The sequence below is a fragment of the Nonomuraea sp. NPDC050383 genome (assembly GCF_044459125.1).
GTDB lineage: Bacteria > Actinomycetota > Actinomycetes > Streptosporangiales > Streptosporangiaceae > Nonomuraea.
The window spans coordinates 233203-253126 of the sequence record NZ_JBITIP010000003.1 but is presented as its reverse complement, the minus strand read 5'-3'; the positions used below and the strand labels follow the sequence as shown (position 1 = coordinate 253126).

Sequence of the window (19924 nt, the reverse complement as noted above, 5' to 3'; positions counted from 1 at the left end):
CTGACTAGTCATGTCGTGGGAGGTGAGCCACCCTCCGCATCACCGTCCCGGACCCCTCAGGAGTCCGGGACCATGTCATGGTGATCGTTCGTCAATGACTCGCTGAAGTCCGCAATCCGAGCGCGTCGTCGAGCTCATCCAAGGTCAGCCGCCGCTCGCTGATGGCAACAGCGGTGAGTACCTCGGCGTAGAGCGCAATCTCGTCCAACGCGACACGGTCGTGGACCCGAGAGTCCAGGTCGTCGTGCCCCACCGCGTCGTCCTTCCTTCCGCAGCCCACACCCTCTACGAGGTTACGGCCGGGGCCCTTCGGGCGACATGGCCCATCGGAGTCATTCCTTTGCGCGCCGCCGGGGCCCCACGAGGGTCATTTCCCCAATCAGAGATCACAATTCAGCGAATGGCTGGTGCTTGGCGTCTTAGAACGATATAGGCGAGGTAAGAGAGAAATAACGGTATTAGTGGGTTTAGGAGGGAAGATCATCGCGTTCGTGGACGATCCTGCGCACCAGCGCGGCCTGTCCGGCGAACCCGCGCTCCGGCACTCTTGCCCCCGACACGGCCTGCCATGCCAGCCCCGCCGCGTAGGCCGCCCCCAGCACGCCCGCCGCGGTGGCCCGGTCGGGCGGCTCGATCTCGAAGCCCGACGTGACGCGCTGACGCGGCATCCGTGACAGCACCCGCCTCGCCACCGCCGCCGCCAGCCGCCCGGAGCGCGTCCCCTCTCCGCCGTTCGTCATGGGGCCGCTCCGATCGCCCGCTCCCGTGTCGCCGGTCCGGCGCGCGTCCTGCCCACCGGTTCTGCGCGGGTCCTGCGCGCCTGATCTGTGCGGGTCCTGCCCACCGGTCCTGTGCGAGTCCTGTGCGCCGGGTCCGGGCGTGTCCTTGCCGCCGGTACGGCTGAGGCGGCCGGACCGGCTGAAGCGGCCCGAGCCGGTGCTCGCCGGCCCGCCCGGCGTCCACGCGCCGGTTTCGTCGGCGGGGGTCCAGGCGCCGGTGGGCTCCCCGGCTTCGTCCGGTCCGTCCCGCCTCCCGCCGGGGCCGCCCGGGGACCATGCTCCCGTGGTGTCCGGCGGGTGCGGCGGGGCCCAGGCGCCCGTGGGGGTGCCCAGGGCGCCGGGAGGGCCCGGGAGCGGCTGGGAGGGGCCCAGGACCGCGAAGCCGTCCGGATGCGTCGTCTCCGCCGCCGACGTGCCCGTGAGCCCCGCGCCGGCCAGCTCCTCGTACGCATGCCGCAGCCGATGGTCCAGCCGCCCCGGCAGCAGTCCCCGGGAGTCGGACAGGTCGGCCAGCAGCGTGGCGGCCGCACGGGCCGGGTCGCGGGTGAAGGACAGCGCCTCCATCAGGTCGTACACCGTGTGCGCGAAGTGCGCCTCCGGGTCCGTCTCCGGCAGGATCGCCCGCGCCAGCCGGGCCGGGCAGCGGTCGAGCCACGCCAGCCGTACCGACTCGTCGGAGCGCAGCGCGGCGCGGTCGTCGAGGCCGGGCCGTGACAGCGCCGGCTCCACCATCGTGAGCAGTGCCAGAGCGCGTGGCCGGAAGCGCGTGTCGGACAGCAGGATCTGCGCCGTGTCGGCCATGATCGCCGTCAGCCGGAGCGCCTCGCGCGAGCGGCCCGCCCGCAGCCGCTCGGCCACGAGCCGGACCAGGTGCAGCAGCGGCGGCGCCGGCAGCCAGCGCACCCACTCGTCGCCGGGCAGGGGCCGGCGCAGGTACTCGCCGAAGATGGTCAGCAGCCGCTCGTTGCCGTCGAAGGCCGGCGCGTACGCGCACCACATCACCGTGCCCCAGACGGCCGCGACCGTGCTCGGCACGTCACCGGCGAGGATCTCGTCGAACGCCGTCAGCGGGAAGTCCTTCTCCGACCGGCGCCCGGCCGCCCGTACGAGCACCCGGACCTGCTCCGTGAGATGGTCGGGCACGTCCGGTCCGACGAAGGCCTGCGTGGAGCCCGGCTCGGCGGCGAAGTCCGGCCCGCGGGGGATAACCCGGGCCGGCAGCACCGCGGCGGCGTGCCCGGCCGGCCGCACCCGCGCTCCCCGCGGCGGCGGAGCCGGGTGCCAGCGGCCGTCGGCCGGGTCGTGCAGGTGCCAGCGCGCGTGCGCCCCGAACAGCCACCGGTCGCCGTCGGGCGTCACCAGCGTCCGCGAGGCGATCGCCTCCGCGCGCACGGGTACGGGAAGGTCCTGCCAGCGGGGGTCCGCGACCATCGCGCGGACGTCCGCTTCCGTGGCGGCGAACGCATCCCAGGGGCGCACGGCGGCCATCGTACTTGCCGTCCGTGGATCATCGACCGCCCATACACGGCAGAATGTCCCCCTATGAGGTTGAAGAGGACTGTGATAGCGATGGTGGCGATGGGGCTCGCGGGATGCGGGTCGACCACCGCGGCGCAGCCCTCCCCGACCGGCCCCGGCGTGCTCGACGTGGCCAGGGCCGCCCCGCCCGAGCCCGGAGGCGAGGTGGGCGGTGCGTCCACCGAGTTCGCCGCGGCTGCCGACCTGGCCGCCTGGGTCAAGCTGAGCGACACCGAGAAGGACGTCGACCGCATCGCCAAGCTCGACGTGAACACCACGGCCAAGGGCTCGCTTTACCTGGAGCCCAAGACCTCGACCTGGTTCGACGGCTTCCGCGGCCCGTTCGTGTACCAGGAACTGGCCGGCGACATCGTCATGTACGCCCGGGTCAAGGTCGAGGGCAAGAAGGGCGCCAAGCCGAAGCGGAAGTTCTCGCTCGGCGGGCTGATGGCCCGGGTGCCCGGCACGTACGACAAGCCGACCTGGGTGTCGGTGACCACGGGCACCGCCGAGAAGAGCGGCCAGGTCGAGGCGAAGTACACGCTGAACGGCGGATCCAAGCCGATGGAGGTCCCCGTCAAGGCGGGCTGGGTCGATCTCGTCCTGGCCCGGGCCGGCCGACTCGCCGCGGCGTTGTACCGGGAGGAGGGCGGTGCCTGGAAGGTCGCCCGGCGCTGGCCGTCGGAGCTGCCCGAGGTGCTCCAGTGGGGCCTCACCGCGTACACCGACTGGGACAGCTACGCGGCGCTCAAGAAGGACGCGGCGAAGGGCAACGCCAAACAGATCCAGGGCCTGCCCGACCTGAAGCTGACCGTCGACTTCGTCCACTTCCTGCGCCCCGAGCTGCCGGAGTACGCCGACCCGCTCAACACCGCGTCGGTGTCGGACGCGGCGCTGATCAAGACGTTGACGCCTGCCGGTGCCTGACCGCCTTGGCCATGTAGTTGTCGGGCGTGCGGGCGAAGGAGGCACGGTCGTCGTCGGTGAGCTCGCGGACCACGCGGCCCGGCACTCCCGCGACGAGCACGCCGGCCGGGATGCGCTTGCCCGGGCCGATCACGGCCCCGGCCGCGACCAGAGTGCCGGCGCCGATGCGGGCGCCGCCGAGCACGATCGCGCCGATGCCGACGAGCGCGCCGCTCTCCACGTGGGCGCCGTGGACCATGGCCTTGTGGCCCAGGCTCACGCGCGGCTCCAGGATGGCCGGCTGGCCCGCGTCGGCGTGCAGGCAGCACAGGTCCTGGACGTTGCACTCCTCGGCGATCTCGATCCGCTCGTCGTCCCCGCGCAGGACCGAGCCGTACCAGATGCTGGACGCGCGTCCGACGCGCACCTGTCCGACGACGACGGCACCAGGCGCTATGTACGCCTCGGGGTGAATGTCGGGGACGGCCCCGCCGTCCAGCGCTGCGATGTACACCCGGCCCATCGTAATTCCCGCTCCACGTCAGGCGTTCCGCTTGCGGACGTGGGCAGATGGCAGGAGAGTCGTTTCCTGACGTCTCGCTGCCAGACCCTCACAACCCGCAGTTTTCCCCCGGCTCACGCAAACCTTTAGGTAACCCCCATGACAAACCAGCACGAGAGCATTCCCGATCTGATGCAAGAGGACACCTTCGAGGTCGTGATGCGCGGCTACAACCGCCGTCAGGTCCACGACTACATGACGCGCACCCGCAACCAGATACGGGATCTCGAGGAACGGCTGGCCAGGGCGATCGAGCAGGCCGAGCAGGGCCGTGTCGAGCTGGCCGAGGCCAGGCGGCGCATGGTCGAGGCGCCGCAGAGCTACGAGGACCTCAGCCCCCGGCTCGCGCAGATCCTCAAGCTGGGCGAGGAGGAGGCCGCCGCCAAGCGGGCCGACGCCGAGGCCGAGTCCACCCAGCTGCGTGAGCAGGCCGCGGAGGAGGCCGAGCGGCTCGTGTCGTCGGCCCGCGCGACCGCCGACGAGATCCTGACCTCCGCCCAGGCCGAGGCCGAGCGGCGGGTGACCGACGCCACGGCGGCGGCCGAGGGCATGCTGGCGCAGGCCGGCTCCGACGCCGAGGAGCAGCTCACCACCGCCCGCACGGAGGCCGACGAGACCCTGCGGTCCGCGCGGGCCGAGGCCGAGCGGCTGGTCACGGGCGCCGAGCAGGAGGCGGCCCGGCTGCTGGAGTCGGCGAGCGCCGAGGCCGACCGGACCCTGGCCGCCGCCCGCGGCGAGGCCGAGTCGACGCTCGCGGACGCCAACCGGCGCGTGGCCGCGCTGGACGAGCACGCGGGCCGGCGCGTCGAGTACCTCACCAACACGCACTCCGAGGTCGTGCGCCGGCTCAGCGAGATCGGCTCGGTGCTGGGGGACCTGATGCGGACCGAGAGCGCGGCCGGAGCGCTGGTTCTGGAGCAGGCGGGCCCGGCGCGCGAGCCGGTCCCGGCACCGGAGGAGTCGCGCGAGCCCGCGCCGGTCGAGTCGACGGCGGTCGAGTCCGCGCCGGTCGAGTCCGCGCCGGTCGAGCACGCACCGGTCGAGCACGCACCGGTCGGGCAGGCGCCGGTCGAGCACGTGCCGGCCCAGCAGGAGCCGGAGGCGGTCGGTCCGCTGCTCGGCGCCCCGCGGGAGCCCGTGGACCAGGACGACGTCCGCGTCATCGTGCAGGATGACGAGCCGCGACCGGGAACGCCGAACGCGCCCCGGGTCTCCGACGACACCGACGTGAACCTGGGCCGTTTGTCCGACCTGCGCCAGTAAGTCAGAGGCCGGTAAGTCAGAGGCCGGTAAGCCGTGCGCGGCCCTGAGGTCGCGGCCATGAAGAGCGGAAGCCTCCGCCCCCGATCGGGTCGGAGGCTTCCGCGCACATGGCCCCGTTGGTGGCCCGGTGCCGGGGCCGCCGAGACGCTGGACCCGGCACCGGGTGCTAGCGTGCGCCCCCGGCCGGTGTGCGGCCGGGGCGCGCGTCAGAAGGTCGCGGGCCCGGCGCGCCGCCCCGGGTCCCCGGCCGCGCCCTGCGGGTCACCGGCCCTGATCTCCTGCTCCCGGATCCGCTCGCGCAGGTCGTCCGGGTCGTCCGCGTCGATGGTCATCGCGCATCCGGCGTCGCGCTGCGCGTCGCTGAGTGGCTGGTGGCGTGTCGCCCACCAGCGGCCCGCGTCGCTCCGCCAGATGGTCCACTGGGAGAACTCCCGGGCGATGTCGGCGAGGTGCCGGTCAAAGGACATGCGCGTCATCCCTCCGGGGCCTCCTGCGAGGTTCCATCTCCTTGAAGGGTGCGCGTGTTCTCTAGAGAAGTAAATGATCGCAAAGGACAGGTGAACCTATCGCTCGACAACCTGGTTCGCCCTAGGCGTCGAAGTCGTACTGGAGTACGTAGGCGGCGGAGTCCAGGACCATCTCGTTGTACTCGACCGGCACGCCGCTCGACGTGTACGCCGTGCGGGCGATCACGATCACGGGTGTGCCGGCCGGCAGGCCCAGCAGCTCGCTCTCCCTCGGCGCGGGCATGCGGGCCCGGATCTCCTCGGTGAAGTGCGCCGGCGCGAGCCCGAGGTCGCGCAGCCTGGCGTAGACGCCCCCCGCCCCGGTGTCGGCCAGCGTGATGGCGCTGCCCTCGACCGCCCGCGCGGGGAAGTACGAGGTGGCGAGCTGCACCGGCCGCCCGTCGACCGAGTAGCGCCGCCGCCTGATCCACGCCTGGCGGCTGTCCAGCACCTCGGCCACGTCCTCGGGCGCCTCCTCGTTGAGCACCTCCACCTCGTCCACGGTGAACGGCCGGCCGCGCACGTCGGCGTCCCAGATGGAGTGCCCCTCACCCCACTGGTCACGCGCCAGGCGGCGTGAGCCGTGCCTGCGTATCGGCTTGAACAGGCGCACATAGACCCCCGACCCTCGTTTGGGGACGGCCAGACCTTCGTTGATGAGGACGGCCAGCGCCTGCCTCGCGGTGGCACGGGCGATCGAGTAGTCGGCCATCAGCGCGTTCTCGCCCGGTAGCCGGTCCCCGTCTCTCAGTTCGCCGGCGAGGATCCGGGAGCGGAGGCCGTCGGCGATGCGGCGGTAGATGGGGAGATCGTGGGGTACCGGGGATTCAGTCACGTTTGATACCACCCTCTGTCACCAACCGGGTTTGGCGTCTCCAGAGAACTTGCCCCGTCTTGTCCACGATCGCACAGATACGCAGGTTGGTCGCGTGCTTCTTTTGAGCGGATCGTGCCCATGTGGCGAGCCGAAACCGGTTTCCGCCGCCCTTTATCGGGGAACCGTGCGCGTCGTTATCCGGGTGGCCCACCAGCGGCGAGTAACCAGCGCGGCCAGCACGGCGCCCGTGGTGTTGAGGAGAACGTCGTCGATCGACGAGTAGCGGCCGAGCCGCAGGACGTACTGGAGGGCCTCGACCGTGACCGAGGCGGCGGCCCCGGCGGCGGCCACCCCCGCCGTGGAGGCGAAGCGCGGCCCGCGCACGGGCAGCAGCGCGCCCAGCGCGGCGAAGACCAGCAGGTTGCCTCCGACCTGCGTCAACACCGCGCCCGGCGGCGCGCCGGCGAGAGTGACGAGGTCGGTGAACGGGACGAGACTGACTCCTTCCTGACCGGTGGCCGGGGTGAGGATCATCCACAGCCAGGGAAGCGTGCCGGTCAGGATGCCGACGTCGGCGAGGGCGGTGCGGGCGGGCGCGGGGTGGCCGGCGCGGGCGCGGCGCCGGCCCAGGAGGTACGTCAGGGCCGCTGCCAGCGGAAGCGCCAGAACCCCAGCGATGATGATATTTCCCCACAGCTCCCAAGTCCGCCCCACCAGCCCATCATGAGGGCCGGACCGGGGGTACGAGAACCTGTCCTCCAGGACAGCCCCGGCACGGCGTCAGGAGACGGGCAGATGGGTGCCGAGGAAGTCGAGGGCGATGCGCCACGCGCGCTCCGCCGCCTCCGGGTGGTGGAACATCGGCGACTCGCTGTTGTGGAAGGCGTGTCCCGCCTCCTCGTCCACGTACACCCGCACGTTCGGCCGCCCCTGCGCCGCCTCCTCGACCTTCGCCACCTGCTCACGCGGGATGTACGGGTCGCTGCCGCCGAAGACCAGCAGCAGCGGTGAGGAGATCCGCTCCATCAGCCCGGTCGCCTCCGGCACGGCGGAGCCGTAGAAGGACAGGACGGCGTCGAGCTCCGTCTGCGTGGCGAGCATGAAGTCCACCGACCCGCCCAGGCAGAACCCGAGCGCCCCGAGCCCGCCCGTCACCTCGGGCAGCCCGCGCAGGTGGACGAGTGTCAGCGCGCAGTCGGCGACGCCCTGCGGCAGGTCGAAGCCGGCGGCCAGCTCGATCGACGCCGCGGTCCCCTCCGGGGTGTGCTCGCCGACCCAGCCGGGCCGCAGGCGCCAGAACAGGTCGGGCGCCGCCACCACGTAGCCGCGCCCGGCGAGCTCCTCGGCGACCTTGGCGATGTACGGTCCGACGCCGTAGATCTCCTGGACCAGGAGGATCCCCGGCCCGCTGCCGCCCTCGGGCAGCCAGACGTGGACGTCGAACGAGCCGTCGTGGGCGGTCACCTGGTCGATGCGCTTGTCCATGCTCCCCAGGATGGCGCATCACGGACGAGAGCCGCGTGAGATGACCGCTGCCGCGCGGCCGCCGGCGGTGCGAAGCTGGCAGATGGCAGTCGACGCGGACAGGACGGTGCGGCATGCAGGACGAATGGTCGGACGCGGTGGACACCCGGTCGGACGCGGTGGACCCCTGGCCGGCGGCGGACCCCTGGTCGGACGCGGTGGACATCCGGGCGCAGGCGGCCGGGCGGCTGGCCGAGGCCGCCCGCTCGGGCAAGCCGTGCCCGCCGGTCAGGGATCTCATCGGCACGGTGGACGACGCCTACGCCGTCCAGGAGATCGGCACCCGGCGGGCGCTGGGGGAGGGCCGGCGGCTCGTCGGACGGAAGGCGGGGCTGACCAACGCGCTCATGCGGGAGCGGTTCGGCGCTCGCGAGTGCTCCCACGGCGCCCTGTTCGCCGACATGGCCCTCCCCGAGGGAGTGCCGGTGCCGGTGGAGCGGTTCCTCCAGCCGATGGCGGAGGCCGAGGTCGCCCTGGTGCTGGGCCATGACCTGGTGGGCGGGCCGTTCACGGTGGCGGAGGTGATCCGGGCGGTGGACTTCGCGCTGCCCGCGATCGAGATCGCCGACTCGCGCGTGGCCGGCTGGGACATCACGCCGGTCGACACGATCGCGGACAACGCCTCCGGTGGCGCGTTCGTGCTGGGCGGCGCCCCCGTGCCGCTGTCCGGGCTCGACCTGCGGACGGCGGCGATGACGATGACCCGGGCGGGCACGCAGGTGTCGGCCGGCTCGGGCGCGGACTGCCTGGGCCACCCGCTCAACGCGGCCGCCTGGGTCGCCGGGGCGCTGGGCCGCACCGACCGGCCGCTGCGCGCCGGCGACGTCGTGCTGACCGGCGCGCTGGGGCCGGTGGTCCCGGTGGCGCCCGGCGATGTGTTCGAGGCGTCGATCGAGGGCCTGGGGTCCGTGTGCGCCGTGTTCGCCGCGTGAGAGCGGCCGCCGCGGCGGCGGTGGTGCTGCTGCTGGCCGGGTGCGGCGCCTCGCCGGCCATGCAGGTGCGGCACGACCCCGTGGTCAAGGTGGGCGCGATCGTCTCCCGGACCGGTGTGTACGCGAAGCTGGGCAAGGACATGGAGACCGCCATGCGCCTCTACCTGGACGCCCATGACGGCATGCTGGGCGGCCGGCCGGCGCGGCTGCTGGTCGCCGACGACTCGGGCAGCCCCGACCAGGGGCGGCAGCAGGCCCGGCGGCTGGTGTCGGGCGAGGGCGTGAGCGTGGTGACCGGCCTGGTCGCCTCCCCGGTGGCGGTCGAGGTGGTGCGCGAGGTGGCGGGCACCCCGGTGGTGATCGCCAACGCGGGCGCGGACGAGCTGGGCGGCCCGGGGGTGTTCCGGGTGTCGTTCACCAACCGGGAGCAGGGCCAGGCGGCCGGCAGGTACGCGGCCCGCAGCCACGGCCGGGTGCGGGTGGTGGCGATGGCGTCCGACTACTCCGGGGGCGTCCAGACCCTCGACGGCTTCGCCGAGGGCTACGGGGCCGAGCCGCTCAAGCGCGTGCTCACGCCGTTCGGCGGCGCCACCGACCTCGGGCCGTACCTGGGGCGGATCCCGGCGGACGCCCAGCTGCTGTACGCCTTCTACGCCGGGGCCGAGGCCGTCTCCTTCGCCAGGACGTACAAGCAGCTCGGCTACGACCGGAAGGTGGAGCTGCTGGCCTGCCAGCAGCTCACCGACGAGGACGTGATGGCGGCCGTCGGCGCCGACGGCGAGGGGACGACCAGCGTGGGCCTCTACTCACCGGCGCTGGCCAACCCGGCCAACACCGCGTTCGTGGCCAGGTGGCGGGCGGCGACCCGGCGTGACCCCTCGACGGTGGCCGTGCAGGGCTGGGACGCCATGCGGCTGATCGACCTGGCGGTGTCGGAGGGCGGGGCGGAGAGCGGCGACCTGACGCGGGCGCTCGGCCGGGTGCGGGAGGTGGACAGCCCGCGGGGCACGTTCCGGCTCGATCCGGTGACGCACAGCCCGGTGCAGACCTGGTACGCCCTGCGGTACGAGGACGGGGTCAACCGGGTCATCGCCACCATCCCGCCCACGGGCTGACGGGGGATCGCTCGCCCGAGGGGGCGAGGCCGGTTCCCTCGTGAGAGGGAGCCGGAAGATCGCCGGTCTCGGCGATCCGATGGGAGCGCGTGATCGACAGGATGGAGCCATCAAGGAGAACCCCTTCCGACCTGGAGATACGCCCTCATGAACCGCACCCGCCTCGCCGCCGCCGCACTCGCCGCCGCCGCCCTCACGACCGTCGCCGCCGGCCCGGCCGCACTCGCCGCCGCCCCCACCGCGGTGACCGCGACGGCCACGGCCGCGGGGCTGCCGCCGATCAACGAAGCGGCGCTCAAGGCGAGCATCGCCGGCCTTCCCGCGGCCGACGCCACCGCCGCCGAGGTCCGCGTCAGCGGCTCCCGGGGCTCCTGGAAGGGCGTCACCGGCGTGACGGACCTGCGTACCAAGCGGCCCGCCCGCGAGGGCGCGCGGTTCCGCGCCGGGAGCGTCACGAAGATCTTCACCACGGCGGTCGTGCTCCAGCTCGTCGCCGAGGGGAAGCTCTCGCTCGACGGCACCGTCCAGGAGTACCTGCCCGGCCTCCTCCCGGCGGGCTACCCGGCGATCAGCGTCGCCGAGCTCCTCAACCACACCAGCGGGCTGCCGTCGCCGAAGGTGCCGGGCGACCTGGCGTGGGTCTACAAGACCCGCTTCCAGCAGTGGAACCCGGAGGAGTACGTCGCCAAGGCCGTGGAGAACCCGATCGAGTTCGCTCCCGGCACCCGGCAGCACTACCTGAACACCAACACGTTCGTCGCCGGCATGCTCATCGAGAAGGTCACGGGCCGCTCGTACGAGCACGAGGTCACCACGAGAATCCTGCGCCCGGTCGGCATGCGCGACAGCTACCTGCCCGGCGACTCGGTCAAGATCAAGGGCCGGCACAACCACGGCTACCAGACGGTGCCCAAGGGCTTCCCCGACTCCTTCGCGTACGGCGACACGTACCTGGTGGACATGACCGACATGAGCGTCACCTCCACCTGGGCCTCGGGCGACCTCATCTCCACGACCGCCGACCTGGAGAAGTTCGTCAAGGCCCTGTTCTCCGGCAAGGTCGTGCCGGCGGCGCAGCTGGAGCCGATGTTCACGGTCCCCGACGTCAAGCTGTACGGCACGGACAAGCCCGCCGTCTACACCTCCGGCCTGTCGCGGATCGAGCTGCCGGGCGGCGTCGTGGCCTTCGGCAAGACCGGCGCGCGCTACGGCTCCTCCACCGGCGTGGGCGCCACCCGCGACCTGAGCCGCACCCTGGTCTACTCGGTCAACTCCACCGACGCCAAGGCGCAGGGCCAGAACGAGCGCGGGCTGGGCGTCGCGCTGGCCGCCTTCGCCAAGTAGGACCCGCACCCGCGCACCAGGCCGGTCCCGGACGGGACCGGCCTCGCCGCTATGCCCGCTCGTCCAGGGCCTTGATCGCCCGCTTGGTGGCGATGGCCCGGTAGCTCTCCTCGACCCAGTCGAGGAGGACCTCGGTCTCCGGCAGCTCGGCCATGAACGGGACCGTCACCCAGCCGGCCTTGCCCAGCCCGTAGCCGCTGGGCCTGGCGCCCTCGACGGTCAGCGCATGGCCGTGCGCCTCCGACAGCAGCTTCACCCCGAAGGTCGGCGCCCACTTCTCCGTCGCCTCGTCCAGGCCGAGGAAGAGGAAGACCTTCTTGCCGACCTTGACGACGGTCTCGCCCCACGGGTGGTCCTCGCGGGTCTCGGGCAGGCCGAGCGCGAAGTCCCGCAGCTCGTCGCGCACCCGGGACCACGCAGCCGGGTCGTTCATGTCGTCCTCCTCCTGAAGTCGGCCAGCCTGGCGTCGATGGCGTCGCGGATCCGGTCGCGTGCCTCGGTCCGGGGGACGCCCGCCATCAGCAGCTTGTCGTAGTCGGTGTCGAGGTGGCGGATCGACGCGACCACGGCGAGCGTGATCGCGTTCGCGTCGAGTGCCCTGGCCGCCGCCGTGCGGCCCACCCGCCCGCTGCCGCGCAGGGCGGCGTGCGCGGCGATCTCCTCGGCCCGCTCGGCGGGGCAGCCCGGGAACAGGGTCCGGATCTCGGCCGCCATCCGGGCCCGGAAGTCGTCGTCCTGCTCGGCCCGGCGCTCCCTGTCGCGCTCGCGGCGGCGCAGCCGGGCCTCCTCGTCGGCCAGGCAGCGCTCCTCGGCCAGCGTCAGCGCCCGCTCCTCCACCAGCAGGCCCCTGCGCTGGTAGACCTTGCGCCGGCGGTTGTACTCGACGACCACGGCCGCCAGGCCGCTCTCCTGCTTGGCCCGCCGGCTGAGCGCCGCGTCACCCGACGGCAGGAACACCAGATGATCCATGTCCGCGCACGTCAGGCAGTGCGGCCGGTCGTCCTCCATGATCAGGTACGGCCCGGTGTCGCCGCACGAGGCGCACGTCCACGGCTGCTGCGGCACGACGACCGTCAGGTCGGGCGCCTTGCTCTGGCGCTCGGCGAGCCGCCGCACCCGGGCCTCGCTCAGCTCCGGCGACACCCAGTGGACGCGGAACGCCTCCTGCGGATGGTCGCCGGCCGTGAACCGCAGCTCGCGCCGGTCACGGCTGCCGGACACGTACGACGCCTCCACCGGGCGCAGCCCCTGCCCCTCGGCCCAGTCGCGCAGCAGCGCGGCGGCGGCGAGCAGCCGGTCGTCGTCGACCGCCGCCAGCTCGGCCAGCGTGGCGGCCCGGCCCTGCCGCCAGGTGTCGACGTGCCGCGAGTGCAGCCACCGCAGTCCGGTGACCACGTCCACGAACGTCACGTACTTCCGGTTGGTCAGGGCGATCCCGGCCGCCTCGGCGACCCGGCGGGACAGGTTCGGCTTGCTCACGCACCCAGTGTGCCGCCTCTTTGACCTCCGATCGGCTTCGCTTGGGCCGATCCCGGCAAGGATGCAGGCGGATCCGGCGCGCCGGATCGGCCAACTCCGGAGACTCCTCGCGCCTCCGGTGATGTCCGGCATTCAGGAGGGGATCGTGCGCCTGTTCTGGCCGGCCGTTCTCGTGCTCGCCACGTCGTGCGGAGTCGCCGACAGCGGGCTGCCGGTGGTGACCGGCGCGTTCGGGGCCGAGCCGGCCGTCGCCATCCCGGACGGCGCGCCGGGGCGCCTGCCGCGCGTGGCCGTGCTCTCCGCCGGGCAGGGCCGCCGCACGGCCCCTGGCGACGTCGTGCTCGCGGACGTGTCCGTACGCCTGTGGTCGGACGGCAGCAGACAGGCCGGCACGTACGAGGCCCGGCAGCCCGTCTCGGTCGTCTTCGACGGCCGCACGGTCCCCCGAGCCTGGCATGAGGCGCTCATGGACCGGCCGGCCGGCAGCCGCGTCGTGCTCGTCAGCCCCGCGGCCGAGGCCGCCGGGCCGGGCGTGCCGCTCGACGGCGTCGATCCGGAGGCGGTGGTGGTCGTGGTCTTCGACGTCCTCGGCGGCTACCCGCCGGACGCGCGCCGGGTGGGCCGGCCGCTGCCGACCGTGCCCGCCGGCCTGCCGCTGGACAGGGCCAGCACGCTCATCGACGGCTCCGGCCCGGAGATCCGCGAGGGGGCGAGGCTGGTGGTGCAGTACCTGGCGATGCGGGTGCCCGGGCGCCGGATCGTCGACTCGTCCTTCCGGCGCGGCGGGCCGAGCGCCGTCACGCTCGCGCCCGGGTCGGCGCCTGCCGCCTGGCTGGCCGGGCTCGTGGGCGGGCACGTGGGCGCCCGCATGGCCGTGCCCGAGCCCGGACCCGGCGGGCCGGACGGCGGCCGGACCGTGTACGTCATCGACATCATCGACGCCCTCCAGCCGCTCTGACCCGTACCGCTGAGGGGGGACGAAGGGCGGCGGCCCGGTGTCCAAGAGGACGCCGGGCCGCCGGGAGGGGGGAAGGAAATGGCTTGGATCAGGCGCAGTGCTCGAACGAGCTCGTGTACGTGGAGGTGCCTACCGAGCCGCCCCACTTGACGCACTTGTCCGCCGCGGCGGCCGCGACCGGACCCGCGTAGTAGGTGAACTGGCCCGTGTCGGTCTTCCGCGCGGAGCCCTGCACCTCCAGGAAGGCGCTGGTCGCGCTGGCCTTGCCGATCGAGGTCTTCTTGATCGTGGCCACGCAGTTCTTGCCGGCAGAGGTGCTGTAGAGCAGGTAGACCGTGCCGTTGGTGCCCAGGGCCTGCGAGTCGATGACCTTGTAGCCGGTGCCGCAGACCTCCTCGGCGGTGTGCGGGTTGGTGGTCCCGCCGCCGCCGGTGCCGCCGGTCACGTAGCTCATGTACTTGGTCCAGTTCCAGTGCGAGCCCGGGTCGGTGTGGTCGGAGCCGGGCACCTGGACGTGGCCGATGATGTGGGTGCGGTCCTTGGGGATGCCGTACCGGTCGGCGATGTTGCGGGTCAGCGCGGCCGAGCCCCGGTACATCTGGTCGGTGAACCAGGACGCGTCGCTGATGTAGCCCTCGTGCTCGATGCCGATGGAGCGCTGGTTGTAGCTGCTGTTGCCCGCGTGCCACGCGCGGTTCTTCTCCCGCACCATCTGCGTGACCTGGCCGTCGGACGAGCGCACCACGTAGTGGGCCGACACCTTGGCCGCCGGGTTCTGGAACCACGAGATGGAGCCGGCGTAGGAGCCCTGCGTCACGTGGATGATGATGCGGTCGATCTTGTTGCTGGTCGGCCGGTTGGAGACCGCGTAGTTGGAGGTGCTGGCCGCCTTCCACACCGCGCCGGGGTAGTCGGTGGCCGAGGCGAGCGTGCGGGGCGCGTCGTCGGCGTACTTCCCGCGCTCCGGCGTCACCTGGGCGGCCTCGGTCTGCACGCCCGCCGCGTCGATGCCGGAGGCGAGGGCCTCGTAGACGGCGTCGGCGTAGATGCGCGCCGTGGTGTCATCGGCCAGGTTGCCGTACGCGGCCACCGCGCCGTACCACTTGGCGGGGTCCTTGCGGGCGGTGGCGTCCAGCCCGAGTGCGTCGGCCTTGGCGCGCAGCACGGCGGCGCCGCCCAGGACGTTGGACGCGTCGTCGGTCTTCAGCTTGGCGACGGGGATGGAGGTGAGCTTGGCCGCCTCCTCCAGAGCCTTGGTCTGGGGGTTGCTGACCAGGTGCATCACGCCGTAGCCGCCACTGGCGCTCGGCTCGCCGTCGTGGCCGTCGAGGTGGGTCTCGGCGTAGCCCAGGGCGACCAGCAGGTCACGGGGTATCTCGTAGGTGCCGGCGGCCTTGGTGAAGGCATCGCCGAGGGGAGTGGCCGCGACGGAGGCGGTCGCGGAGTTGGTCGCGGTGGCGGCGTAGGCCACCTGCTGGCCGGACAGGGCGATGAGCCCGGCGATCACAAAAGTTGTAGTTTTCATCATCCGCAATGCTCAGAGGGACTGTTGTAAGTCGTGCTTCCGGCCTTGCCGCCCCACTTGACGCACTGGGGGCGGCCGTCGCCGGGTACGCAAAGTCGCTGGAGTCACCCATCCGGCTCCGGCCGCACGGGAACGGCGGTTGGAAACCCGGTGCCGTCCCACGCTGACTGAGCGCGAGAAACACGTGATCAGCGCTCCGTCAGGCTTCATCGGGTGATCCTTTCTGCTGGGATCTCTGAGACAAGCGTCGGCATATGGCGCACAAGAAACGTCCAGACCCGGTACAAAGAGCTGTCACGCCTCCATAAGGAGCAGATGCGGTCATGACGGTCACTTTCCATGTGCTAGGACCGCTGGAGCTCCGGACATCGGGTCTGCCGGTCCGGATCTCCGGCAAGAAGCCACGCCTGCTGCTGGCCACGTTGTTGCTGGAAGCGGGCGGGGTCGTCGGCGCCGACCAGCTGGTCGAGGTGCTCTGGCCGGAGCGCCCGCCCCGCTCCGCGCAGGCCAACCTGCGCACCTACGTCAGCTCTCTCCGGACCGACTTGGGCGAGGCCGGCGGATGCCTGCGGGGCAACGGCTCCGGCTACGCCATCGACGTGCCGGACGACGCGCTGGACCTCCTGGTGTTCGAGGAGCTGGTGGGCCAGGCCCGCTACGAGGAGGCGCTGTCCCTGTGGCGCGGCGCCCCGCTCGCCGACCTGCCGGGCAGCCCGCTCTGGGACCGCCGCCTCGACCCCCTCCACGAGCTGCGCCTGCGCGCCGCCGAAGAGCTGATCAGCCGGAGGATGGACCAGGGCGACCACACCGGCGCGGTCACCGAGCTGCGCGGCCTGCTCGCCGAGCACCCGTACCGGGAGGATTTGTGGGGGCGATTACTGCTCGCCCTGCACCGGGGCGGCAGGAAGGCCGAGGCGCTGCGCGCCTACGCCACGGTGCGGCAGCTCCTCGTCGACGAGCTCGGCGTCGAGCCCGGCACCGGTCTGCGGTCCGCGTACGAGTCGATCCTCGCCGACGAGCCGCCGCCCGCCGCGCCCCGCCAGCTCCCGCCCGACGTCCCCGACTTCACGGGCCGGGCCGACGCCCTCGCCGCGCTGGCCGAGCCGTTCCAGGTCGCCGTGGTCTCCGGGCCGCCCGGAGCGGGCAAGACCGCGCTGGCCGTGCACGCCGCGCACACCCTGCGCGAGGGTTTCCCCGCAGGACAGCTCTACCTCGCCCTCGACGGCCGGGAGCCGGCCGACCTCCTCGCCGAGGCGCTGCGGGCGCTCGGCACCGACACGCCCCCGCCCACGCTGCACGAGCGCTCCGCGCTCTTCCGCTCGCTGCTCGCCGATCGGCCCATGCTCGTCCTGCTGGACGACGCCCTCGACGCCTCACAGGTACGGCCGCTGCTGCCGGGCAACGACTCCACGGTCATCGTCACCAGCAGGCGACGCATCACCGAGCTGCCCGGCACCCGGCACGTGGACCTCGGCGAGCTGCCGGCCGACGAGGCGTTCGAGCTCCTCGCCCGGATCGTCGGCGGCGACAGGGTGGCCCGCGAGCAGGAGGACGCCCGCGCCATCGTCGAGGCGTGCGGCCGGCTGCCCCTGGCCGTGCGCAGCGCCGGCGCCAGGCTCGCCGGCCGGCCCGGCTGGTCCCTCGCCGTGCTGCGGCAACGGCTGGAGGACGACCGGCTCAACGAGCTGCAGGAGGTCCGCGTCCGCCTCGACCGCAGCTACCGCGACCTGCCCGACGAGGCCGCGCGCACGCTCGGCACCTTCGGCCGGCTCGGCGCCCTCGCGCAGCCCGGCTGGGTGGTCGACGCGGCGCTCGACCGGCATCGCGCCGACGATGTGACCGATCTCCTCGTCGACGTGAACCTGCTGGAGCTCGTCGGCACCGACCCCGTCGGCCAGCCGCGCTACCGCGTGCCCGACCTCATCCGCCGCCACGCCCTCGAACGGACCCCCGACCGCGACGCCCTGGCCCGCGTGCTCGCCGCCTGGACCGCGACCACCGAGCACGCCATGGCCCGGCTGCCCACCACCGTCTTCAGCCTCATCGCGCCCCGGACCCCGCGCTGGCGCCTGCCCGAGCAGACCCTGAACCGGCTGACGTCCAACCCGCTGGGCTGGTTCGAGGCCGAGCACGACTCGCTCGTCGCCGCCGTCGGCGTGGCCGCCGAGGCCGGGCTCGCCGAGTCGGCGTGGGGCCTGGCCGCCGCCATGGTCCCGTACCTGGACCTGCACTGCCGGCTCGACACCTGGCAACGCACCCACGGCGTCGCCCTGGAGGCCGCCCGCGCCAACGGCGACACGTACGGCGAGGCCGCCATGCTGCGCGGGCTCGCCCAGGTCGCCCTCTACCAGGACCGCTACGAGGAGGCCGTCGACGGGTTCGTCCGCTCCCGGCAGCTCTTCCACGAGGTCGGCGACGTGCGGGCCGAGGCCACCACGATCTGCGGGCTCGGCGCGGTCAGCCAGTTCCGCGGCCTGCCGGCGCAGTCGCTCGGCCACTTCAAGCGCGCCCTGGCCATGTTCCTGGCCGCCGGCGACCCCCAGGGCGAGGCGCTCGCCCGGCAGGCCATCGGCCGGGTCTGCCTCAAGTCCGGCGACCTGACCCAGGCGTCCGAGTCGCTGAACCAGGCCATGCGGCTGGCCCAGGAGCTGGGCGACTCCCACCGCGAGGGTTGCGTGTGCCTGCAGATGGGGCAGCTGCACGAGGCCGTGTCCTTCCACCACCACGCGCTGGACATCTTCGAGTCGCTCGGCGACCGGCACTGCGGGGCGTACGCGCTGCAGAGCCTGGCCCGGCTCCAGGTGCGCCGCGGCGAGCTCGCCCCCGCCTCCGCCGGCCTCGAACGCTCCCTCGGGGTCTTCCAGGAGCTGGGGGACCGCAGTGGCGAGGCGTCGACCACGCAGCTCCTGGGCGAGCTGCACCGCACGGCCGGCCGTACGGGGCTGGCGCTCGACTACCTCAAGCACGCCAGCGACCTGCGCCGCCGGCTGCCCGTCTAGCCGTCCCGCGCTTCCGCCGCCGCGCGCCTGACTGAACTCGGCCGTTTCGGCGCGTCCGGGGCGGCCGGCTCCTAGGTGATCGTCATGAACCGGGAACGATGCGGCGGACCAGTCGTCTGAGGCGGGATCGCTGCGGGATCCCGCGGAGGGCGTCGAGCGCCTCGGCCGCCGAGGGGCGCTTGGCCGGCGAGTGGTCGAGCATCCGCCGCACCACGTCCGGCACCTCCGGGCCCAGGGCGTCGGGGCCCGCCGGCAGCCCGCCCGTGAGGAGCTGGTAGGCGATCACGCCGGCCGCGTAGACGTCGGAGGCGGCCGTCATGCGGTCGGGCTGGTCCTGGCACTCGGGCGCCACGTAGTGGCCGTCGAGCACGTTGGTCAGCTCGTGCGCCACCGTGAAGTTGCGCGGGCCGGGCTTGGAGTAGTCGAAACCGGTCAGCACGGCGTGACCGTCGTCGGTGACGAGCACGCACGCGGGGCTCAGCGCGCGGTGGATGACGCCGTGGGCGTGCGCGTGCGCCAGGCCGCTCAGCAGGTCCTGGATCACGAACGGCGACCCGGCGCCCCGGCCCGGGCTCAGGTGCAGCGCCTCGCCGTGGACGTCGTCGAGCACCAGCACGAACCGGCTCTCGTCGTCGATGGCGAAGAAGTCGCGCGAGCGGACCACGCAGGGGTGGGGCGGGATCCGGGCCAGCGACTGGTAGGCGTTGGCGATGCGCTGCCGCTCGGCGGCCCGCGCGGCCTCGTCGGCGAGGGGATCGGCCTGGTAGACGCGCAGCAGCACGGTCTCGCTGCCGGGCAACGTCGCGTTGAACGCGCGGTACTCGGTGACCCTGGTGTCGCCGCCGAGCTGCTCCTCGACCTCCCAGTTGCCGTACCTGGGGGGCGCGGTGCTCCGCCGTACGGTCTGGTGGAGCGCGTCGAGGATCGCGCTCAGGTAAGGCCGGGCGTCGGGGCTGCACCCGCGCTTGACCCGCGACGCGTCGGCCAGCATCGGCACCAGGCCGTCCAGGTCGGTGACGTGGGCCGCGTCGCGCCCGGTGGGATCGACCAGCTCGGCGTCGGGCGAGGTGAGCACCACGAGGCTGTCGACGTAGACACGTTCGAGCTGGGTGGCGCGGGAGACCAGCAGGCCCTTGAGCGCTCGCGCGGTGCCCCTCAGCTTCGTCACCGGCGAGCCGTACGCCTCCCGGCGCGGCGGGAACCACCGCGGGCCCGACACCTGGATGCGGCCACGGGTGCCCTTGACGTCGACGACCACCAGGGAGTGGCCGGTCAGGACCAGCAGGTCCACCTCGAACACGTCCTCGCCGCGGGGCACCTCGACGTTGTGGAGCAGCAGCCAGTCGGCCGGGCCCTGGTCGCGCAGATAGGCGATCACACGCCGCTCCGCGTCGTTGACCGGACGTCCCCCGCCGACGATCTGTGCCATGCACATATCCTCGCACGCATACGGATTGACAGGATGTTGTCCTGCCCGAGCCGCTGCCCGTGGCCGGCGCCGCCCGTGTGCTGGGCATGACCCGGCAGGGGAGTGCAGCGGATCGCGGACCTGCTGGTGGAGAAGGGCCTCGCCGAATACCGGGCCGACCCGGCCCACCGCGGCGCCAAGCTCCTCCAGCCCACCCCGGCCGGCCGCGACGCGATCGCGCGGATCACCCCGGGGACACCGGCGCTTCGCCGAGCGCCTGGCGGCTCGA

At 73.1% G+C, this 19924-nt stretch carries 18 protein-coding genes; 7 read left to right on the top strand and 11 right to left on the bottom strand.

Going from position 1 to position 19924, the window contains the following annotated elements; genetic code table 11:
• Positions 1 to 91 precede the first annotated feature (91 nt).
• Positions 92 to 253, bottom strand: coding sequence for a hypothetical protein (locus ACIBG4_RS09445; RefSeq protein WP_181019825.1), 162 nt, complete (start codon positions 251 to 253; stop codon positions 92 to 94).
• A 214-nt stretch (positions 254 to 467) separates the two neighbouring features.
• Positions 468 to 2258 (bottom strand): hypothetical protein, encoded by a 1791-nt coding sequence (locus tag ACIBG4_RS09440; protein ID WP_397201426.1) that lies wholly within the window; start codon positions 2256 to 2258, stop codon positions 468 to 470.
• A gap of 63 nt (positions 2259 to 2321) precedes the next feature.
• Here ACIBG4_RS09440 and ACIBG4_RS09435 point away from each other — a divergent pair, with 63 nt between their 5' ends.
• Complete coding sequence (locus ACIBG4_RS09435; protein WP_397201425.1) at positions 2322 to 3224, top strand: hypothetical protein; 903 nt, start codon at positions 2322 to 2324, stop codon at positions 3222 to 3224.
• On the opposite strand, the gene ACIBG4_RS09430 is transcribed toward ACIBG4_RS09435, so the two are convergent.
• Positions 3196 to 3717, bottom strand: coding sequence for a gamma carbonic anhydrase family protein (locus ACIBG4_RS09430; RefSeq protein WP_397201424.1), 522 nt, complete (start codon positions 3715 to 3717; stop codon positions 3196 to 3198). The two genes, ACIBG4_RS09435 and ACIBG4_RS09430, sit on opposite strands and share 29 nt — an antisense overlap.
• Positions 3718 to 3864: 147 nt before the next feature.
• Between ACIBG4_RS09430 and ACIBG4_RS09425 the strand changes: the two genes are divergently transcribed.
• Complete coding sequence (locus ACIBG4_RS09425) at positions 3865 to 5028, top strand: hypothetical protein (protein WP_397201423.1); 1164 nt, start codon at positions 3865 to 3867, stop codon at positions 5026 to 5028.
• A 206-nt stretch (positions 5029 to 5234) separates the two neighbouring features.
• Here the strand turns inward: ACIBG4_RS09425 and ACIBG4_RS09420 are convergent, their stop codons facing one another.
• The 4 genes from ACIBG4_RS09420 to ACIBG4_RS09405 all read right to left on the bottom strand — a co-directional run bounded on the left by ACIBG4_RS09420 (position 5235) and on the right by ACIBG4_RS09405 (position 7836).
• Positions 5235 to 5495 (bottom strand): hypothetical protein, encoded by a 261-nt coding sequence (locus ACIBG4_RS09420; protein WP_397201422.1) that lies wholly within the window; start codon positions 5493 to 5495, stop codon positions 5235 to 5237.
• 121 nt (positions 5496 to 5616) lie between these two features.
• Positions 5617 to 6369, bottom strand: a complete 753-nt coding sequence (locus ACIBG4_RS09415) for a GntR family transcriptional regulator (RefSeq protein WP_397201421.1) — start codon at positions 6367 to 6369, stop codon at positions 5617 to 5619.
• A gap of 153 nt (positions 6370 to 6522) precedes the next feature.
• Positions 6523 to 7065: a VanZ family protein gene (locus tag ACIBG4_RS09410; RefSeq protein WP_397201420.1), complete on the bottom strand. Its 543-nt coding sequence runs from the start codon at positions 7063 to 7065 to the stop codon at positions 6523 to 6525.
• A 66-nt stretch (positions 7066 to 7131) separates the two neighbouring features.
• Complete coding sequence (locus ACIBG4_RS09405) at positions 7132 to 7836, bottom strand: dienelactone hydrolase family protein (RefSeq protein ID WP_397201419.1); 705 nt, start codon at positions 7834 to 7836, stop codon at positions 7132 to 7134.
• Between the two features lie 113 nt (positions 7837 to 7949).
• Between ACIBG4_RS09405 and ACIBG4_RS09400 the strand changes: the two genes are divergently transcribed.
• The 3 genes from ACIBG4_RS09400 to ACIBG4_RS09390 all read left to right on the top strand — a co-directional run bounded on the left by ACIBG4_RS09400 (position 7950) and on the right by ACIBG4_RS09390 (position 11266).
• Positions 7950 to 8807: a 2-keto-4-pentenoate hydratase gene (locus ACIBG4_RS09400; protein WP_397201418.1), complete on the top strand. Its 858-nt coding sequence runs from the start codon at positions 7950 to 7952 to the stop codon at positions 8805 to 8807.
• Positions 8804 to 9922: an ABC transporter substrate-binding protein gene (locus ACIBG4_RS09395; RefSeq protein WP_397201417.1), complete on the top strand. Its 1119-nt coding sequence runs from the start codon at positions 8804 to 8806 to the stop codon at positions 9920 to 9922. Before ACIBG4_RS09400 ends, ACIBG4_RS09395 begins: the two co-directional genes overlap by 4 nt.
• Positions 9923 to 10069: 147 nt before the next feature.
• Entirely contained in the window at positions 10070 to 11266 is a 1197-nt protein-coding gene (locus tag ACIBG4_RS09390) for a serine hydrolase domain-containing protein (RefSeq protein WP_397201416.1), read from the top strand.
• A 49-nt stretch (positions 11267 to 11315) separates the two neighbouring features.
• Here ACIBG4_RS09390 and ACIBG4_RS09385 read toward each other — a convergent pair whose 3' ends face one another.
• Positions 11316 to 11699 carry an MmcQ/YjbR family DNA-binding protein gene (locus ACIBG4_RS09385; RefSeq protein ID WP_310708087.1) on the bottom strand — a complete coding sequence of 128 codons (384 nt, stop codon included), beginning with the start codon at positions 11697 to 11699 and terminating at the stop codon, positions 11316 to 11318.
• Positions 11696 to 12745: a DUF2293 domain-containing protein gene (locus ACIBG4_RS09380; RefSeq protein ID WP_397201415.1), complete on the bottom strand. Its 1050-nt coding sequence runs from the start codon at positions 12743 to 12745 to the stop codon at positions 11696 to 11698. Before ACIBG4_RS09380 ends, ACIBG4_RS09385 begins: the two co-directional genes overlap by 4 nt.
• Before the next feature lie 145 nt (positions 12746 to 12890).
• Here ACIBG4_RS09380 and ACIBG4_RS09375 point away from each other — a divergent pair, with 145 nt between their 5' ends.
• A complete protein-coding gene (locus ACIBG4_RS09375) occupies positions 12891 to 13703 on the top strand; it encodes a hypothetical protein (protein ID WP_397201414.1) in 813 nt (270 codons plus the stop codon).
• Positions 13704 to 13791: 88 nt separating this feature from the next.
• On the opposite strand, the gene ACIBG4_RS09370 is transcribed toward ACIBG4_RS09375, so the two are convergent.
• Positions 13792 to 15231, bottom strand: coding sequence for an N-acetylmuramoyl-L-alanine amidase (locus tag ACIBG4_RS09370; RefSeq protein ID WP_397201413.1), 1440 nt, complete (start codon positions 15229 to 15231; stop codon positions 13792 to 13794).
• Positions 15232 to 15551: 320 nt separating this feature from the next.
• Here ACIBG4_RS09370 and ACIBG4_RS09365 point away from each other — a divergent pair, with 320 nt between their 5' ends.
• Positions 15552 to 18227 carry a BTAD domain-containing putative transcriptional regulator gene (locus tag ACIBG4_RS09365; protein ID WP_397201412.1) on the top strand — a complete coding sequence of 892 codons (2676 nt, stop codon included), beginning with the start codon at positions 15552 to 15554 and terminating at the stop codon, positions 18225 to 18227.
• A gap of 82 nt (positions 18228 to 18309) precedes the next feature.
• Here ACIBG4_RS09365 and ACIBG4_RS09360 read toward each other — a convergent pair whose 3' ends face one another.
• Positions 18310 to 19656, bottom strand: coding sequence for an NERD domain-containing protein (locus tag ACIBG4_RS09360; protein ID WP_397201411.1), 1347 nt, complete (start codon positions 19654 to 19656; stop codon positions 18310 to 18312).
• Between the last annotated feature and the right edge of the window lie 268 nt (positions 19657 to 19924).

What these genes read in the sequence shown, in the direction of transcription:
- ACIBG4_RS09435 (WP_397201425.1), top strand. Translation starts at nt 2,322, where the DNA reads ATGAGGTTGAAGAGGACTGTGATAGCGATGGTGGCGATGGGGCTCGCG.
- ACIBG4_RS09425 (WP_397201423.1), top strand. Translation starts at nt 3,865, where the DNA reads ATGACAAACCAGCACGAGAGCATTCCCGATCTGATGCAAGAGGACACC.
- ACIBG4_RS09420 (WP_397201422.1), bottom strand. Translation starts at nt 5,495, where the DNA reads ATGTCCTTTGACCGGCACCTCGCCGACATCGCCCGGGAGTTCTCCCAG.
- ACIBG4_RS09405 (WP_397201419.1), bottom strand. Translation starts at nt 7,836, where the DNA reads ATGGACAAGCGCATCGACCAGGTGACCGCCCACGACGGCTCGTTCGAC.
- ACIBG4_RS09400 (WP_397201418.1), top strand. Translation starts at nt 7,950, where the DNA reads ATGCAGGACGAATGGTCGGACGCGGTGGACACCCGGTCGGACGCGGTG.
- ACIBG4_RS09390 (WP_397201416.1), top strand. Translation starts at nt 10,070, where the DNA reads ATGAACCGCACCCGCCTCGCCGCCGCCGCACTCGCCGCCGCCGCCCTC.
- ACIBG4_RS09385 (WP_310708087.1), bottom strand. Translation starts at nt 11,699, where the DNA reads ATGAACGACCCGGCTGCGTGGTCCCGGGTGCGCGACGAGCTGCGGGAC.
- ACIBG4_RS09370 (WP_397201413.1), bottom strand. Translation starts at nt 15,231, where the DNA reads ATGATGAAAACTACAACTTTTGTGATCGCCGGGCTCATCGCCCTGTCC.
- ACIBG4_RS09365 (WP_397201412.1), top strand. Translation starts at nt 15,552, where the DNA reads ATGACGGTCACTTTCCATGTGCTAGGACCGCTGGAGCTCCGGACATCG.
- ACIBG4_RS09360 (WP_397201411.1), bottom strand. Translation starts at nt 19,656, where the DNA reads ATGGCACAGATCGTCGGCGGGGGACGTCCGGTCAACGACGCGGAGCGG.